Source organism: Pseudomonas sp. 10C3, assembly GCF_036346185.1.
Classification (GTDB): domain Bacteria; phylum Pseudomonadota; class Gammaproteobacteria; order Pseudomonadales; family Pseudomonadaceae; genus Aquipseudomonas.
Genome location: NZ_JASJVE010000013.1, coordinates 121,254 through 135,680 on the forward strand (window position 1 = coordinate 121,254; position 14,427 = coordinate 135,680).

A 14,427-nucleotide genomic window follows, 5' to 3' on the forward strand; every position below is an offset into this window, starting at 1 on the left:
TCTTACCCTCCGGTCTATCAGATATCCAGCACCAGTTTCTTGGACTTGGCCCGGGAACAGCACACCAGAATCTGGTCATTGGCAGATTTTTCGTCATCCGTGAGATAGATGTCGCGATGATCCGGTTCGCCTTCGATAACGTCGCACAAGCATGTGCCGCAAACGCCTTGCTCACACGACACTTCAATCTTGATGCCCACGGCAGTCAGCGCATCGACGATGCTCTGGCCCTCGGCAACCTGTACGGTCTTGCCGCTGCGCTGGGCGACCACTTCGAAACCGGCGCCCGAAGCGTCGACTTCGACCTGGAAGTATTCGCGGTGCACATGATCGTCGGCGTACCCCGCTTCCAGGACCTGGGCAATGACCCAGTCCATGAAACCGGCCGGTCCGCAGACATACACGTGTACGCCAGCTTGTGGAGTGCCCAGCACTTTTGGCAGGTCGAGTTTCTGGTCGGCGGCTTCGTCGTCAAAGTGGGTGTTCAACCGCGACGCAAACGCAGCGTTACCCAGCTCCTCGAGAAAGGCGCTGCGGCTGCGTGAACGACCGCAATAATGCAGTTCGAAATCGCTGTCGTGGGCATTCAGCGCGTAAGCCATGGCCACCATCGGGGTGATGCCGATACCGCCGCCGATCAGGATCGAACGCCTGGCATCGCTGGCCAGCGGAAAGTGATTGCGTGGCAGGCTGATCTCGATTTCACGACCTTCCTGTAGCAGTTCATGCACCGCCACCGAACCGCCACGCGAGGCGGGATCCTTGAGTACGCCCAAGCGATAGGCGCCTGCGTTGGCCGGATCACCGCACAGCGAATACTGGCGAACCAGACCGGTCTTGAGGTGGATATCGATATGCGCGCCCGCCTCGAAGGCGGGCAAAGGCTGTCCCGCAGGATCACTCAGATCCAGTACGACAACACCTTCGCCCTGTTCTTCGCGCTTGCGCACGACGACTTTCAATAATTGATCGCTCATACAGGACCATCCCGATTTCGTTGTAAGGAGGCGCATCTGGGCACCCCCGACTGCTTTTTCAAACCGTGTAACCGTGGCCTCAGCGCATGAAGATCCCGCCGTTCACATCCCAGGTCGCCCCGGTGGTGAAGTAGGCGTCTTCGCTGGCCAGTTGCACAATCAACTTGCCGATGAACGCGGCGTTACCCAATTGTTTGACCGGGATCGCCTCTATCAGTTTTTCCAGGCGCTCGGGCGGCACGGCGGCGCGCACCGCCGGTGACTCGATAGGGCCCGGGGCGATAGCGTTGACCGTGACACCGGACGCCGCCAGCTCCTTGGCGAAGATCTTGGTCAAGGTAATGATGGCGCCCTTGGATGCGGCGTAATGCGCGCCGGTTGCGGTGCCGCCGTTCTGCCCGGCCAGGGAAGCCATGTTGATGATCCTCCCGTAACCCTGGGCCGCCAGATAGCTGCCGAACACCTGGCAGCCGACAAAAGTGCCGCGCTGATTGACGCTCACAACACGGTCGAACTCTTCCGGGCTGATCTGCATCACCGGTGTGGTCATGGTCATCGCAGCGTTGTTCACCACCACCTGCAATTCACCCCAATGCGCCACGACGGCCGCCAGCGCGTCTTCGAAATCGGCCTTCCTCGATACATCGAGCTTAAGCGCCAGGACCCGTTCACCCGTGGCATCGAGTTCAGTGGCGGTGACCTGTGCTGATTCCAGCGAACGGTCGCTGATCACGACCCGATAGCCGGCGTTCAGCAGTTGCTCGGCAATACTTTTGCCCAGCCCCAGGGCCGCGCCGGTGACCAATGCAACCTGTGTCATGGCAACGTCCTCAGAGGATGTAGCCGATACCGGCGAGGGTATCGGTGGAGTTGATCAGCTGGATCACCTTGCGCTGAATCTTGAAACTGTCACCGCTGCGCACCAGTTCAAACGTGACATCGGCGGTGTACTGCTTGAGCACATCCTTGCGGAACTCACGCAGGTTCTGCGCACAACGCACGGTGACAATTCCGTCTTCATCTGAAAGCACGCGAAAGCGCGACTGACTGCGCACGGTGCGTGCCCGCGGGGTGGTCGAAATCGATTCGCCGCTGGTCAATCGGGTGACACGCAACTGACGCATGTGGTGATCATCGTAGGCGTAGTTCAGGGTGTTCTCGAAGTCGGTTTCCAGCGGATCGATCGGGATGATGTAGGTCGCGTTCTCGGTCCACAGATCGAGCCAGTCGACGAAATCGCCGTGATCGAGCATGTCCGCTTCCTGCCAGATGAAAGCGCTGACTTGGTTGAGCAATTGCAGGTTGTTCATGGTGTTCTCCGTCACTCAGGCCGACATCATCTTTTTCCACTGCTGGTAACCAGCGCGCATGCCGGTCTCGGCGCTCACATCGCTCACCCGCCCATCTTCGGATGCCTTTTCACCCGGCAAGCCGCGGTTGAGCATGATCCACAGATCAGTGCCGGCACTGGCGCCGCGCTGTACGCGCTCCCAGGCTTCGGAATCGTCCGGAGTACCAAAACCCATCGGGCCCTGGAAGTGCTCATGCAGACGCAGACGATAACGGTTGGCCACCGCCGGGCCACCGTCCATGGTGATGACGGCGTGATGGATTTCGGTTTCGTTCACCGCGATCGGTTGCAACACCCGGAAGAACGCCATGGAACAAGCGATGTTCGGGAACAGGTTGAGGTTGAAGCCCGAACCGCCGACCGCACGCACGATGCGACGGACCGATTCTTCGTCCTGGCCTTCGGCGCGCAATTGCGCGGCCAGGTCTTCGAAACGCTCAGGGATCGGCAAGTCGAGGTTGGCTTCCAGGTCGACCAGGTCAGGGATCATCACCATCACGCTGTGTCCGTTGCCGAGGTCTTCGACGTAGCCCGGTCCTTCGACGAAGTCGAACAGCTTCAGGGTCTGTTCATCCACGGACGACAGGAACGACTTGTGCACCAGCGGGAAGTGGTAGGCGTCGGTGGTGTTTTCCAGCTGGATCTTCCAGTTGCCGGGGAAGCGGAAGCGGTGCTCGCCACCCACTTTGACGGGGTAGCCGGCGCCCTGCTTCATGAACAGGTCGATCCACTTCTTTGCCGGGCCGAGGAAATCAGCGAGGGGCTCGATGTCATCCTTGAAGGTGGCGAAGATCATGCCGTTGTATTGCTCGACACGCAGGCTGACCAAAGGCAGTTCGCCCTTGTCCAGGCAATCGGCGTAGCTTTCCGGGTGCGGCACACCGCGCAAGCTGCCATCCAGGGCATAGCTCCAGCCGTGATAAGGGCAGACAAAACTGTTGGTCTTACCCTTCTTGTGTTCGCACACCGTTGCGCCACGATGGCGGCAGCGGTTGAGCAACACATGCACTTCTTTCTTGCGGTCGCGCACGACGATCACCGGCTGCTTGCCGATATAGGTGCTCTTGTAGCTGCCGGACTCCGGGATCTCACTCCCGTGAGCGACCCAGATCCAGGTGCTGTAGAAAATCTTGTCCAGCTCCTGATCGAAGATCTTGCCGTCGGTGTACAGCGACGTGTGAACGCGGTCATGCAGGACCAGATCGGAAGGACTGGCGTCGAGCGTTACGGTGTTTATCAGGTTACTCACGATCACTCCTCGTCGGCATTATTCGCCGACTCTAAGAATTCTGGGTGTTACTTTCAGGACTGGCCGGACTTACCAGGTACGGGCAGGTGCGCGGCATTGTTCCAGGTGTCTACCGGTCGGCTGAACAGGTTCTCGGTCTGAAAATGCGCCATGTGCCACTGCCCTTTTTTCTGGGCGAACCGCACGGTCAGGCGGGCGCTGTTGAGGTGCGAGGCACCCGAGGCAAAGGTCGAAGTCTGCAACATCACCCAACTGGCATCTGCGGTCTCACCGCTGACCCGGATCAGTTCCGAGGTCAGGAAGTGCACGTTCAGCGAAAAGTGCGCCGGTTCGACCATGTAGGTTGCGAACATCGCTTTGATCGCCTCACGCCCGTGGTAACCGCCAAAGCTATTCTGGTACTTGGCACCCTTACCTTCCCAGATCGCCTGCTCGGTGAACAACCCGGCCAGTTCCTCGAGCGGGGAATCCACGCCCAGCTCGTCGCACAAAGACATGTAGCGATTCATGCAGGCGCGGATCGCGTTCTCGCTTTCCAACTGCTCGAGCCGCTGTTCCAGTGCGCGCAAATGCTCTTGTGATGACATGGCGACTTCTCTCGACTCAGCGCTGGATGATCAGTTCGCGACCGGTACGGGCCTCGACCTTGCAATACTTCCAGAGTTTGTAAGGGCCATTGCCGACATCCGTGGTGCGAAACAGATTGCAGGCGGCGTGGACGGTTTCGATGTCGGGTACATCGGCCAGCAAGTAAGTCGTCCAGGGCCAGCCGGCAGACGGGCCGACCATGCTCTGATCGTCGTCCATGTTGCCCAGCACGGTGACGCCTGGCAGGTCGGCGATGCCGTTCCACATGGCGCCGAAAGCGGCCCAGACTTCCAGCGCTTCAGGACGCGGAGCATCGAAAAAGTTTTGGTTGATGCCTATGCAGAACAAAACTCGCAGGGCTTTTTTATCGGTCATGGGGTTCACCAATCAGTAGGAAAAAATTACAGGTAGCCAGGCAGCGGCTTATTGCCGAAGAAGATCGCGCCCGCGTTCTGGTAGGTCATATCGCCCATGAAGGCGTGCTGGGTAATGACTTGGGTGTCGTTGACAAAACGCGACAGAGGACTGGTGCGGTACACCCCGCTCATTCCCGATAGCATTTGCGCGGTGCGCGCAACATCGGCGGCGACACGCGTGGCGTGGGTCGAAGACAAGCGCAGCATATTGGTCTGCTCGACGCTCACCGGGTCGCCGGCCAGAACGCTGGTCCAGGCATCGTCGATGGACTGGTAGAACCACGAACGTGCAGCGCGCAGCGACGCTTCGGCCTTGGCCATCTCGACCTGGGCCAGCGGCCGGTCGGACAACGACGGCGCACCGGTCACGGAGATTCGGCCACTGGCCATGCCGCTCAACTCATCAAGTGCCGCACGAGCAACGCCCAGGCCAACCACAGACAACACCTGTGTGGCGAACGACAGTGACGGATAGCGGAAGAACGGCTCGTCAAGACTCGATGGACCGCCGCGTACGAAGGTCCACTCCTCCGGCACCACCACGCCTTCGACGACGACATCATGGCTACCAGTGCCGACCAGGCCGACGACATTCCAGGTTTCCTCGATTCTGACCTTTTCCCGAGGCATCACCGCCAGTCGTGGCAGGCCGAGCATCTCGCCATTTTTCGGGCTGATACCCACGCCGATGAGCGACGCGCCCATGCAACCGCTGGAAAATTTCCAGCGCCCATTGACCTCCAGGCCACCGTCAACAAAGGATGCAGGCTGCGGAGGGAAGATCCCGCCGGCGAACACCACGTCAGGCGAATCGGCATAGATTTTCTTGATGGTTTCCAGCGGCAACGCCGCCAGGTAAACCGGGCTCATACCGAAGCTGGCGACCCAACCGGCGGAGCCATCGGCGAACGAGATATCTTCCACCATCTGGCAAAACTCGGCCGGCGAACGCTCGTCGCCGCCGAAGCGTTTGGGCACCAGAGCCCGATAGACGCCGAGCTTGCGGAACTGCTCGATAACGTCCTGCGAGATGAATTTTTGTTGGTCGAATTCTTCGCTTCGAGCACGCGCACGAATCTCGACCAGCAGTTTCTGAAACGCTTCATTCGCCGTGATCGGCACGCAGCGCTGGTGATTCAGCTCGCTTGGCGCAGTCATGGGTTTCTCCATAGTAAGCATCACGATTACTCTTCCAGGCGCCGGACCAGTTCGCGGGCGACTGCACACAGCAGTTCGTCCGCGCCATGGGCGGCAATGAGTTGAAGGCCGACCGGAAGTCCCGAGGCGCTTTCCAGAGGAATGCTCAGAGCCGGATGACCGGAAAGGTTGAAAGCACGCACCAGGGAGGTCATGCCCAGGGCGGCGCGAGTGTCGGCCGCGTCGGCGACCAGCAACGGGAAGTCGGGCATGGTCGGCATGGCCAGAATCGGGGTGATGGCCAAGGCTGCGTCCACTTCTGCGATAAACGCGCGACGGATGATTTCGGCTTCTTCAACGGACTCGGCCGTGGTCAGACTGGCCGCGCGCAGACGGTCGGCGACATCGCTGCCAACCCGACCGGTTTGCAGAAGATGGCCACACGCTGCCCAGGTTTCGGCGTTGATGATCACCATGCCGGCGTCATACGCGGCGGCCATGCCAGGCAGCTTCTGCTCAAGTAACTTGAAGCGCGAACGGCCCAGCGCCTGGTTCACCACCGAGTGGATTTGTTCGTTGGCCTCTACCGCGACCACGCCGATAGCAAGATGCTCAGGCACCGGGATGGAGGCGAACGAGGGATCAATGATGTGCATCGCTTCAATCAAGCGTTCCATATCCCGTGCCAGGGGACCTACGCAATCGAGGGTACTGCGCGCAGGCATCACACCCTGACGGCTGACACGACCAAAGGTTGGCTTGAGACCAAATACACCACAGCACGCCGCTGGAATCCGTACCGAACCGCCGGTATCGGTGCCCAGCGCGAAGTCGCAAAGGCCTGCCGCCACCGCAGCTGCCGAACCACTGGAAGAGCCGCCCGGTATATAGCCCGGATAGCGCGGATTGGAGGCCGTGCCAGTCCATGCGTTGAGGCCGGTGGTGCCGAATGCCAATTCATGCAGGCTGGTTTTACCGGTGATCCGGCAGCCCGCATCCAGAACAGACTGGACCACGCGTGCATGTTCGCCTGCCGCCGGCGCATCGGCCAGGGCGCTGCTTGAAGCGCGGGTCGGATAGCCGGCGATATCGATGGTGTCTTTCACCATGACCGAAAGGCCATTCCCTCCTAAGGCTAAATCCTCAACAACGATCGACATGTTCTTTACCTGCTCGTTATGTGTCACCAGAACGGATGACCTCGGCACGAGGGCCGGGGAAAACGCTTAAATCTAAAATCGTAATATTTACGTGAAATGTCAATTGAATTTTACCAAATAAAAGAGTGTGTATTTTCGGTGCAGACTTTCTCTTTTCGCACCAACGGCGTGCAGTTTGGTAACACTGCCGTAAAAACGAAAAATCCTGAATATTTTATATTTTTACCTTATAAATCAGTTAGTTAATTGTATTTAACGAACAGAAAGCATCGAAACATTCAGAAAAATATTGAGCAGAGGCCTCGCTGAAAAAGCAAACAGGAAAAAATAAATCAGCCCAAAAATTACAGCCAAAAACAGCGTAAAAAATCACTGTTTTTTGATTTTATTATCAGGTGGTTTTTGGTCATTTGAGCGCTTCCTTGATCCAGATCAAAGCCTTGTTTGATATGGCGTGCTGCGGGTTTTTCCCGCCCTTAACATGCCCCACTGCCAGCCCTTCGGATCACCTTGGCCGGCCCGCCTCAAAGCGTTCGCATCAGGCATCGCAGTAACGGCTTTCTGCCTTGCACCGAAAAATTTCTGGCATGCAATCTGCTTTTGCCCTCTTCGCCTTCGACCGATCGCTCATGGTCGAGCAGCACCCTGATGGCTCGGTAACAAACCATGGGTGTCGCCACAGTTCGATAACTAAAACAGGGCCGTACTCGCACCACGTCGTGGTCGGGAAGGCTGGCCATTAGCCTTTTGCAGCGTTGCAACTCTTCGGAGAAAGTCATGCTTTTCAGAAAAGCCGTGCCCACGTTGTTGTTGAGTGCCGCCTGCGCCGCCGCTGCGCAGGCGGATGTGAAAGTCGGTGTCATTACCTCCTCCACCGGACCGATCGCACTGGTCGGACTACCACAGAAAAACACCGTGCCGTTGCTGCCGACCCAGGCCGGCGACCAGGTGGTGAAATACATTTCTCTGGATGATGCGAGCGACCCGACCGCTACGGTGAAGGCGCTGAAGAAGCTGATCGACGAAGAAAATGTCGATGCCATCATCGGCCCGAGCGGCTCGCCCAACGCCATGGGCGTGATCCAGTTCGTCGCCGAGGCAGGCGTGCCATTGCTGGCACCGGTCGGCACCGCTGCAGTGGTGCTGCCAATGACCGAGCAGAAGAAATGGGTATTCAAGACCACGCAGAACGATGACCTGATCGCCAAGGCGCTGTTCGAACACATGTCTAAAAAAGGCGTGAAAACTCTCGGCTTCATCGGCACCGGCGACCCTTATGGCGAGAACTGGGCCAAGGTCATGGCCGGCCTGGCAGCGCAGCAGAATATCAAGGTCGTGGCCAACGAGCGCTTTCAGCGCCAGGACACTTCGGTCACCGGGCAGAGCCTGAAAATTCTCGCCACCCGCCCCGATGCAGTGCTGGTCGCAGCGCCGGGCAGTTCGGCGGTGATGCCGCAGACCACCCTGTTCGATCAGGGCTATCGCGGCCAGGTCTACCAGACCCACGGCGCGGCGCTGCAAGACTTCCTCAAGCTGGGCGGCAAGAAAGTCGAGGGCACCATTCTGGCGGCCAGCCTGATGCTGGTACTGGATGAAATCCCGGACAGCCATCCTTCGAAGAAAATCGCCAGCAACTACACCACGGCCTACGAAAAGCTCAACGGCAGCAAGCCGGCGACCTTCGGCGGGAACACCTTCGATGCCGGTCTGCTGCTACAGCAGGCGATCCCGATTGCAGCCAAAAAAGCGGCACCGGGCACTCCCGAATTTCGTGCAGCCCTGCGTGATGCGCTTGAGCAAAGCCACGAACTGGCCGGCACCCAAGGCGTTTACAACATGACGCCTCAGGACCACAGCGGCTTCGACGAGCGCGGTCGCGAATTGATCGTGGTGAAGAACGGCAACTGGATGTTGTTGCACGACAACTGATCGAAACCCGGGCGCACAGCCCACTGCGCGCCCTGCCCGATTGCCGGCGAGTCAACCCGCGCCGGCAATCGGGCCTGATATTCAATCTGTAGAAAAGAGCTCTCATTATGAATTTCCAGATAGCCATGCTGCTGGGCCAGGACGGTATGACCAACGGCGCGATCTATGCGCTGTTGGCCCTGTCGATCCTCCTGGTGTTCACCGTGACCCGGATCCTGTTGATTCCCCAGGGTGAATTCGTGACCTACGGCGCCTTGACCATGGCCACGTTGCAGAGCGGTCACCCGACTGCTCTGGTCTGGCTGCTGCTCGGCCTGACGCTGATCGACTGTGCACTCGATGTATGGGGCGCGGCACGTTCAAGCCAGGCCTTTCGGTTCCCCGTGCGCATTCTCTTCAAGCTTGGCTATACAGGCCTGCTGGCGGTGTTGATCAACACCTTGCCGTTGGCCGAATTGCCGATGGCGGTCCAGGCTTTGTTGACGCTGGCGTTGGTTGTTCCGCTGGGCCCGCAAATCTACCGACTGGTGTTCCAGCCGATCGCCTCGGCCAGCTCATTGGTCTTGCTGATTGTATCGATCGCCGTGCACGTCAGCATGGTCGGTATTGCGCTGTTGCTGTTCGGCCCTGAAGGCGCCCGCACCCAACCGTTCTCCGAAGCTGGCCTGGAACTGGGCCCGGTCACCTTCAACAGCCAGACGCTCTGGGTGCTGGCCGTGTCCCTGGGGCTGATCGTCGGGCTGTACCTGTTCTTCGAGCGCACGCTGTATGGCAAAGCCCTGCGTGCCACCGCGGTCAACCGCATGGGTGCCCGGCTGATGGGTATTTCGCCGACCCTCGCGGGCAAGTCGACCTTCCTGCTCGCCGCGCTGATCGGCACGCTGTCGGGGATCCTGATCGCGCCGATCACCACGCTGTATTTCGATTCCGGTTTCGTCATCAGCCTCAAAGGCTTTGTCGGCGCGATCATCGGCGGACTGGTTAGCTATCCGGTCGCCGCGCTCGGCGCTCTGGCGGTGGGCCTGATCGAAGCATTCTCGATGTTCTGGGCCAGTATCTACAAAGAGATCATCGTGTTCACGCTGATTATTCCGTTCCTGCTTTGGCGTTCGTTCACCAGTCGTCATGTGGAGGAAGAAGAATGAATTCGCGCTATCTGTTGCTTGCCCTGTTACTGGTGGTGGGCGTCGCGCCGCTGCTGTTGCCGCCGTACTACGTCACCCTGCTCAATTACATCGGCATGTACGCCATGGTCGTATTGGGGTTGGTGCTGCTCACGGGTGTCGGCGGCATGACCAGTTTCGGTCAGGCCGCGTTCGTCGGGCTGGGCGCCTACACCTCAGCCTACCTGACCACCACTGAACAACTGCCGGCATGGTTGGCCTGGGCCGGAGCGTCACCGTGGCTGACGCTGCTGGCGGGCGTGGTGCTCACCGCCTCAGTGGCACTGATTCTCGGCGCCCTGACACTCAAGTTGTCAGGGCATTACCTGCCGCTGGGAACCATTGCCTGGGGCCTTTCGCTGTACTACTTGTTCGGCACCCTGGAATCCCTCGGCGGTCATACCGGCGTCGGCGGCTTGCCATCGATTTCATTGTTCGGCCTGAAGCTGGATAAGGGCGAGAATATTTTCTACCTGATCTGGGCCCTGCTGTTGCTGGCAATCGTCGTCACGCAGAACCTCCTGAATTCTCGCGAAGGCCGCGCCATTCGCGCACTTAAGGGAGGCCAGGTAATGGCCGAGTCGATGGGGGTCAACACCTTCCGCTCGAAGATGGTGATCTTCGTCATCTCTGCGGTGTTCGCGGCCATTTCCGGCTGGCTCTATGCGCACACCCAACGCTTCGTCAACCCGACGCCGTTCGGTTTGAACATGGGCATCGATTACCTGTTCATGGCCCTGATCGGTGGTGTCGGCAGCGTGTGGGGCGCCCTGCTCGGCGCGGGCGTCCTGACCATGCTCAAACAATGGTTGCAGGACTGGTTGCCGCACTTGCTGGGTAACACCGGCAACTACGAAATCATCGTATTCGGCATCCTGATCGTGGTGCTTATGCAGCGCGCACCGTGTGGTCTGTGGCCCTTGTTGACGCGCCTGATACCGGCCCGGTTCAGGGTCCGCGCCAAGGTCCTGAATGTCGACGCCAAGGCTGCACCCCTTCCCCGCCGGCAACTGCCCAAACATGGCGAGCTGATCCTTGAGGCGCGGAATGTGACCAAGCGCTTCGGCGGACTGGTGGCCAACAACGACATGAGCCTGGAAATCCGTTCGGGTGAAATCCTCGCGCTGATCGGTCCCAACGGTGCCGGCAAAAGCACCATGTTCAACCAGCTCTCCGGCGTCGATACACCGAGCAGCGGCGATGTGCTGTTCATGGGTCAAAAGATCAACGGCCTGAACTCCCGGCAAGTGGCGCGCATGGGCATGAGTCGCACCTTTCAGCACGTGAAGCTGCTGGGCAACATGAGCGTGTTGGAGAACGTCGCCATTGGCGCGCATTTGCGTGGCCAACAAGGCGTGCTGGCGGCGGCCCTGCACCTTGATCGTCGCGAGGAAGCCGAACTGCTCGGCGAAGCCAGACGTCAGCTTGAGCGCGTAGGCCTGGGCGACTATTTGTATGAAGAGGCAGGGAGCCTGGCACTCGGCCAACAGCGGATTCTAGAAATCGCCCGCGCCTTGTGCGCCGATCCGTGCCTGCTGCTGCTCGACGAACCCGCCGCTGGCCTGCGACTGAAAGAAAAAGAAGCCCTTGGCATCCTGCTCAGTCGCCTGCGCAGCGAAGGGATGGCGATTCTGCTGGTCGAGCACGACATGGACTTCGTCATGGGCCTGGTCGATCGCGTGGTGGTCATGGAGTTCGGTCAGCGGATCGCCCAGGGCTTGCCCGAAGACGTACAGAAGGATCCGGCCGTGCTGGAAGCCTATCTGGGAGGAGTTGAATGATGAACATGCAAGTGGAACCGCACCTCGCACCGCGCAACCAAGTCGACGACGCCGTGCTGGAGATCAAAGGCCTGAGCGTGGCCTACGGCAAGGTCGAAGCGCTGAGCGACGCCAGCCTGACCGTCGGCAAGGGCCAGATTGTGACGGTGATCGGCCCCAACGGCGCCGGCAAGACCACCCTGCTTTCGGCCATCATGGGCGTGCTTGGCTCCCGGGGTCAGGTGCATTTCGACGGCAGCCTGGAAACCTTGCCGGAAGTTGAAGTGATGGTCTCGCGGGGCCTTGGCCTGGTGCCGGAAAAACGCGAATTGTTCACCAGCATGAGCGTGGCCGACAACTTGCTGCTCGGCGCTTTTCAACGCCATCGCCGGGGCGACCGTCGCTACAGAGAAACGCTTGGCGAAATCTACGAACTGTTCCCGCGCCTGTGGGAGCGCCGCGAGCAATTGGCGGCGACGTTGTCCGGCGGTGAACGGCAGATGCTCGCCGTGGGCCGGGCGCTGATGGCCAAGCCCAAGCTGCTGATGCTCGACGAGCCGAGCCTGGGCCTGGCGCCGCTGATTACCCGGGAGATCTTCCGCATCATCACCGCGCTGCGTGAGCAAGGGGTATCGATTCTGCTGGTCGAGCAGAACGCGCGTGCCGCCCTGCGGGTAGCCGATTACGCCTATGTATTGGAAACCGGTCAGATCGCCATGCAAGGCCCGGCGCAGAAACTGGCTGATGACCCACGCGTGATCGAAGCCTATCTCGGCCTGGCCAGCAAGCATCAGGAAATGCTCGCCAACTGACACCGCGCCCTTGCAGGAGCTGGCTTACTAGCAAGCCGGCCTTCCTACAGGGGACTGTTGTTGTGTTCAACAACCTATCGCCCCCTTGTGAATAATCCGGAGTCACGATGAACGCTTCCTCCTTGCGCATCGGCATCGCCGGCGCCGGTGCCATCGGCTGCACCCTAGCGGCCCGTCTTGCGGGTAACGGCCATACGGTCAACGTACTGGCCCGAGGTGAAACCCTGACCGCCATCCGCCGTGACGGCATCCACTTATCCGATCTGGACGGTCATCATCATGTGCGAGTCGAGGCCAGCGACAACGCTGCCAGCCTTGGCGTGCAAGACCTGATTTTTCTCTGCACCAAGGCACAAGCCCTGGCCAGCCTGCTGCCACAACTGCAACCGATGATCGGCGCCGAGACGGCGGTGATCCCGGTGATCAACGGCGTGCCGTGGTGGTACTTCCACGGTGAAGGTGGACGCTACGAAGGGCAACGGGTGAGCGCGGTTGATCCGCAGTCGACACTCAACCAGGCCCTGGACCTGCGCCACGTGATCGGCTGCGTGGTGTTCATCACCGCGCACTGCCCGGCCAACGCCGTGGCTGAATCGAACACCCCGCACCTGATGATTTTCGGTGAGCCTGACAACCGCCTTAGCGCCCGGCTGGAGCGTGTGCGCGCACTGATCGAAAGTGTCGGCATAGAAGCACGAGCCACCGACCGCATTCGCGACAATCTGTGGACCAAGATCATCGCCAACCTCACCTCCAACCCGCTCTCAGTGATTACCGGCGCGACGCTTGATCAACTTTACAGCCTGCCGGAGTTGCGCGACCTGGTCAGCAGTTGCCTGCACGAAGCCTTGCTCACGGCCGCCGCGTACGGCGCGCGCGTGAGCATCGATCCACGGACCTTTCTCGAACTCGGCGCCGGCATGGGCGCGGTGCGCACCTCGATGCTGCAGGACTATGAAAAAGGTCGCCCTCTGGAGTTGGCCGCCATCGGCGACGCAGTGCTGGAGTTGGCCGATGGCATGGCGATCCCGATGCCCGTTACTCGACACCTCATTGCCCTGGCACGCTTTCGCGGCGAACAGGCCCGTCACTGACTCACTACGACAAGGACTCCGACATGGACCACACCCTAATGGCAAAACCGCATGCGTACAGCGACGAGGAATGGGCACTGCGCGTGCAACTTGCGCACTGCTACCACCTGGTGGATTTCTTCGGCTGGACCGAGACGATCTTCAACCATATTTCCGCACGCCTTCCTGGCCCGGCGCACCATTATCTGGTCAACCCGTTCGGCCTCAATTACACCGAAGTGACGCCAGAGAACCTGCTTAAAGTCGACCTGCACGGCAAGAAGCTCGAGGACTCGCCCTACGACGGTAACCCAGCCGGTTTCGCCCTGCACAGCGCGGTGCACGGTGCCCGTTCGGACATCCAGTGCCTGATCCATACGCACACCACGCCGATATCGGCCATCGTCATGAAGAAGGCCGGTTTTGCCCATAACGACTTTTACGGTGCGCAACTCTACGGACGGATCGGTTACCACACCTTCGAAGGCATCACGCTGTTCGACGACGAAAAAGCGCGGATGATCGACAGCCTTGGTGACAAGCACATCCTGGTGCTGCGCAATCACGGCATTGCCGTCGGCGAAAGCAGCATTGCCAAGGCGTTCTTCCTGCTGTGGACAGTGCAGCGCGCCGCCGAAATCCAGTGCCAGGCCGGCGCTCTGGGCGGTGAGGACAATCCGCTGCCTGAAGCGATCAGCCAGAAGTGTGCCGAACTCACGGCCATGCTCATTCGGGACAGCGGCTTCGCTGTAAAATTTTTCGACGCCATGGTTCGCAAAATGCGCGCCGAACGCGGCCAGTGCTGGTAATCG

General features: G+C 59.8%; 14 protein-coding genes. 6 read left to right on the forward strand and 8 right to left on the reverse strand.

Going from position 1 to position 14,427, the window contains the following annotated elements; genetic code table 11:
* Nucleotides 1–17: 17 nt before the first annotated feature.
* From QN399_RS14445 to QN399_RS14480, 8 genes are all read right to left on the reverse strand, one after another.
* Nucleotides 18–977, reverse strand: coding sequence for a PDR/VanB family oxidoreductase (locus QN399_RS14445; protein WP_330201088.1), 960 nt, complete (start codon nucleotides 975–977; stop codon nucleotides 18–20).
* A gap of 79 nt (nucleotides 978–1,056) precedes the next feature.
* A complete protein-coding gene (locus tag QN399_RS14450) occupies nucleotides 1,057–1,797 on the reverse strand; it encodes an SDR family NAD(P)-dependent oxidoreductase (protein WP_322216850.1) in 741 nt (246 codons plus the stop codon).
* A 10-nt stretch (nucleotides 1,798–1,807) separates the two neighbouring features.
* Complete coding sequence (locus tag QN399_RS14455; RefSeq protein WP_322178805.1) at nucleotides 1,808–2,287, reverse strand: aromatic-ring-hydroxylating dioxygenase subunit beta; 480 nt, start codon at nucleotides 2,285–2,287, stop codon at nucleotides 1,808–1,810.
* Between the two features lie 15 nt (nucleotides 2,288–2,302).
* Nucleotides 2,303–3,577, reverse strand: coding sequence for an aromatic ring-hydroxylating dioxygenase subunit alpha (locus QN399_RS14460; protein WP_330201089.1), 1,275 nt, complete (start codon nucleotides 3,575–3,577; stop codon nucleotides 2,303–2,305).
* A gap of 53 nt (nucleotides 3,578–3,630) precedes the next feature.
* Nucleotides 3,631–4,164, reverse strand: coding sequence for a nuclear transport factor 2 family protein (locus QN399_RS14465; protein ID WP_322216854.1), 534 nt, complete (start codon nucleotides 4,162–4,164; stop codon nucleotides 3,631–3,633).
* A 16-nt stretch (nucleotides 4,165–4,180) separates the two neighbouring features.
* Nucleotides 4,181–4,540: an IacB protein gene (locus tag QN399_RS14470; protein ID WP_084317862.1), complete on the reverse strand. Its 360-nt coding sequence runs from the start codon at nucleotides 4,538–4,540 to the stop codon at nucleotides 4,181–4,183.
* Nucleotides 4,541–4,566: 26 nt separating this feature from the next.
* On the reverse strand, nucleotides 4,567–5,739 hold the full coding sequence (locus QN399_RS14475; RefSeq protein WP_322178802.1) for an acyl-CoA dehydrogenase family protein: 1,173 nt from the start codon (nucleotides 5,737–5,739) through the stop codon (nucleotides 4,567–4,569).
* Between the two features lie 26 nt (nucleotides 5,740–5,765).
* Entirely contained in the window at nucleotides 5,766–6,878 is a 1,113-nt protein-coding gene (locus QN399_RS14480; RefSeq protein WP_322216856.1) for an amidase family protein, read from the reverse strand.
* Between the two features lie 777 nt (nucleotides 6,879–7,655).
* Between QN399_RS14480 and QN399_RS14485 the strand changes: the two genes are divergently transcribed.
* The 6 genes from QN399_RS14485 to QN399_RS14510 all read left to right on the forward strand — a co-directional run bounded on the left by QN399_RS14485 (nucleotide 7,656) and on the right by QN399_RS14510 (nucleotide 14,424).
* Nucleotides 7,656–8,807: an ABC transporter substrate-binding protein gene (locus QN399_RS14485; protein WP_330201090.1), complete on the forward strand. Its 1,152-nt coding sequence runs from the start codon at nucleotides 7,656–7,658 to the stop codon at nucleotides 8,805–8,807.
* A gap of 107 nt (nucleotides 8,808–8,914) precedes the next feature.
* Nucleotides 8,915–9,952, forward strand: coding sequence for a branched-chain amino acid ABC transporter permease (locus tag QN399_RS14490; RefSeq protein WP_322178799.1), 1,038 nt, complete (start codon nucleotides 8,915–8,917; stop codon nucleotides 9,950–9,952).
* Nucleotides 9,949–11,751, forward strand: coding sequence for a branched-chain amino acid ABC transporter ATP-binding protein/permease (locus tag QN399_RS14495; protein WP_330201091.1), 1,803 nt, complete (start codon nucleotides 9,949–9,951; stop codon nucleotides 11,749–11,751). Before QN399_RS14490 ends, QN399_RS14495 begins: the two co-directional genes overlap by 4 nt.
* Complete coding sequence (locus QN399_RS14500; protein WP_322178797.1) at nucleotides 11,748–12,542, forward strand: ABC transporter ATP-binding protein; 795 nt, start codon at nucleotides 11,748–11,750, stop codon at nucleotides 12,540–12,542. Before QN399_RS14495 ends, QN399_RS14500 begins: the two co-directional genes overlap by 4 nt.
* Nucleotides 12,543–12,649: 107 nt before the next feature.
* Nucleotides 12,650–13,636, forward strand: coding sequence for a 2-dehydropantoate 2-reductase (locus QN399_RS14505; RefSeq protein WP_322178796.1), 987 nt, complete (start codon nucleotides 12,650–12,652; stop codon nucleotides 13,634–13,636).
* Between the two features lie 23 nt (nucleotides 13,637–13,659).
* Complete coding sequence (locus QN399_RS14510) at nucleotides 13,660–14,424, forward strand: class II aldolase/adducin family protein (protein WP_322178795.1); 765 nt, start codon at nucleotides 13,660–13,662, stop codon at nucleotides 14,422–14,424.
* Nucleotides 14,425–14,427: the final 3 nt, after the last annotated feature.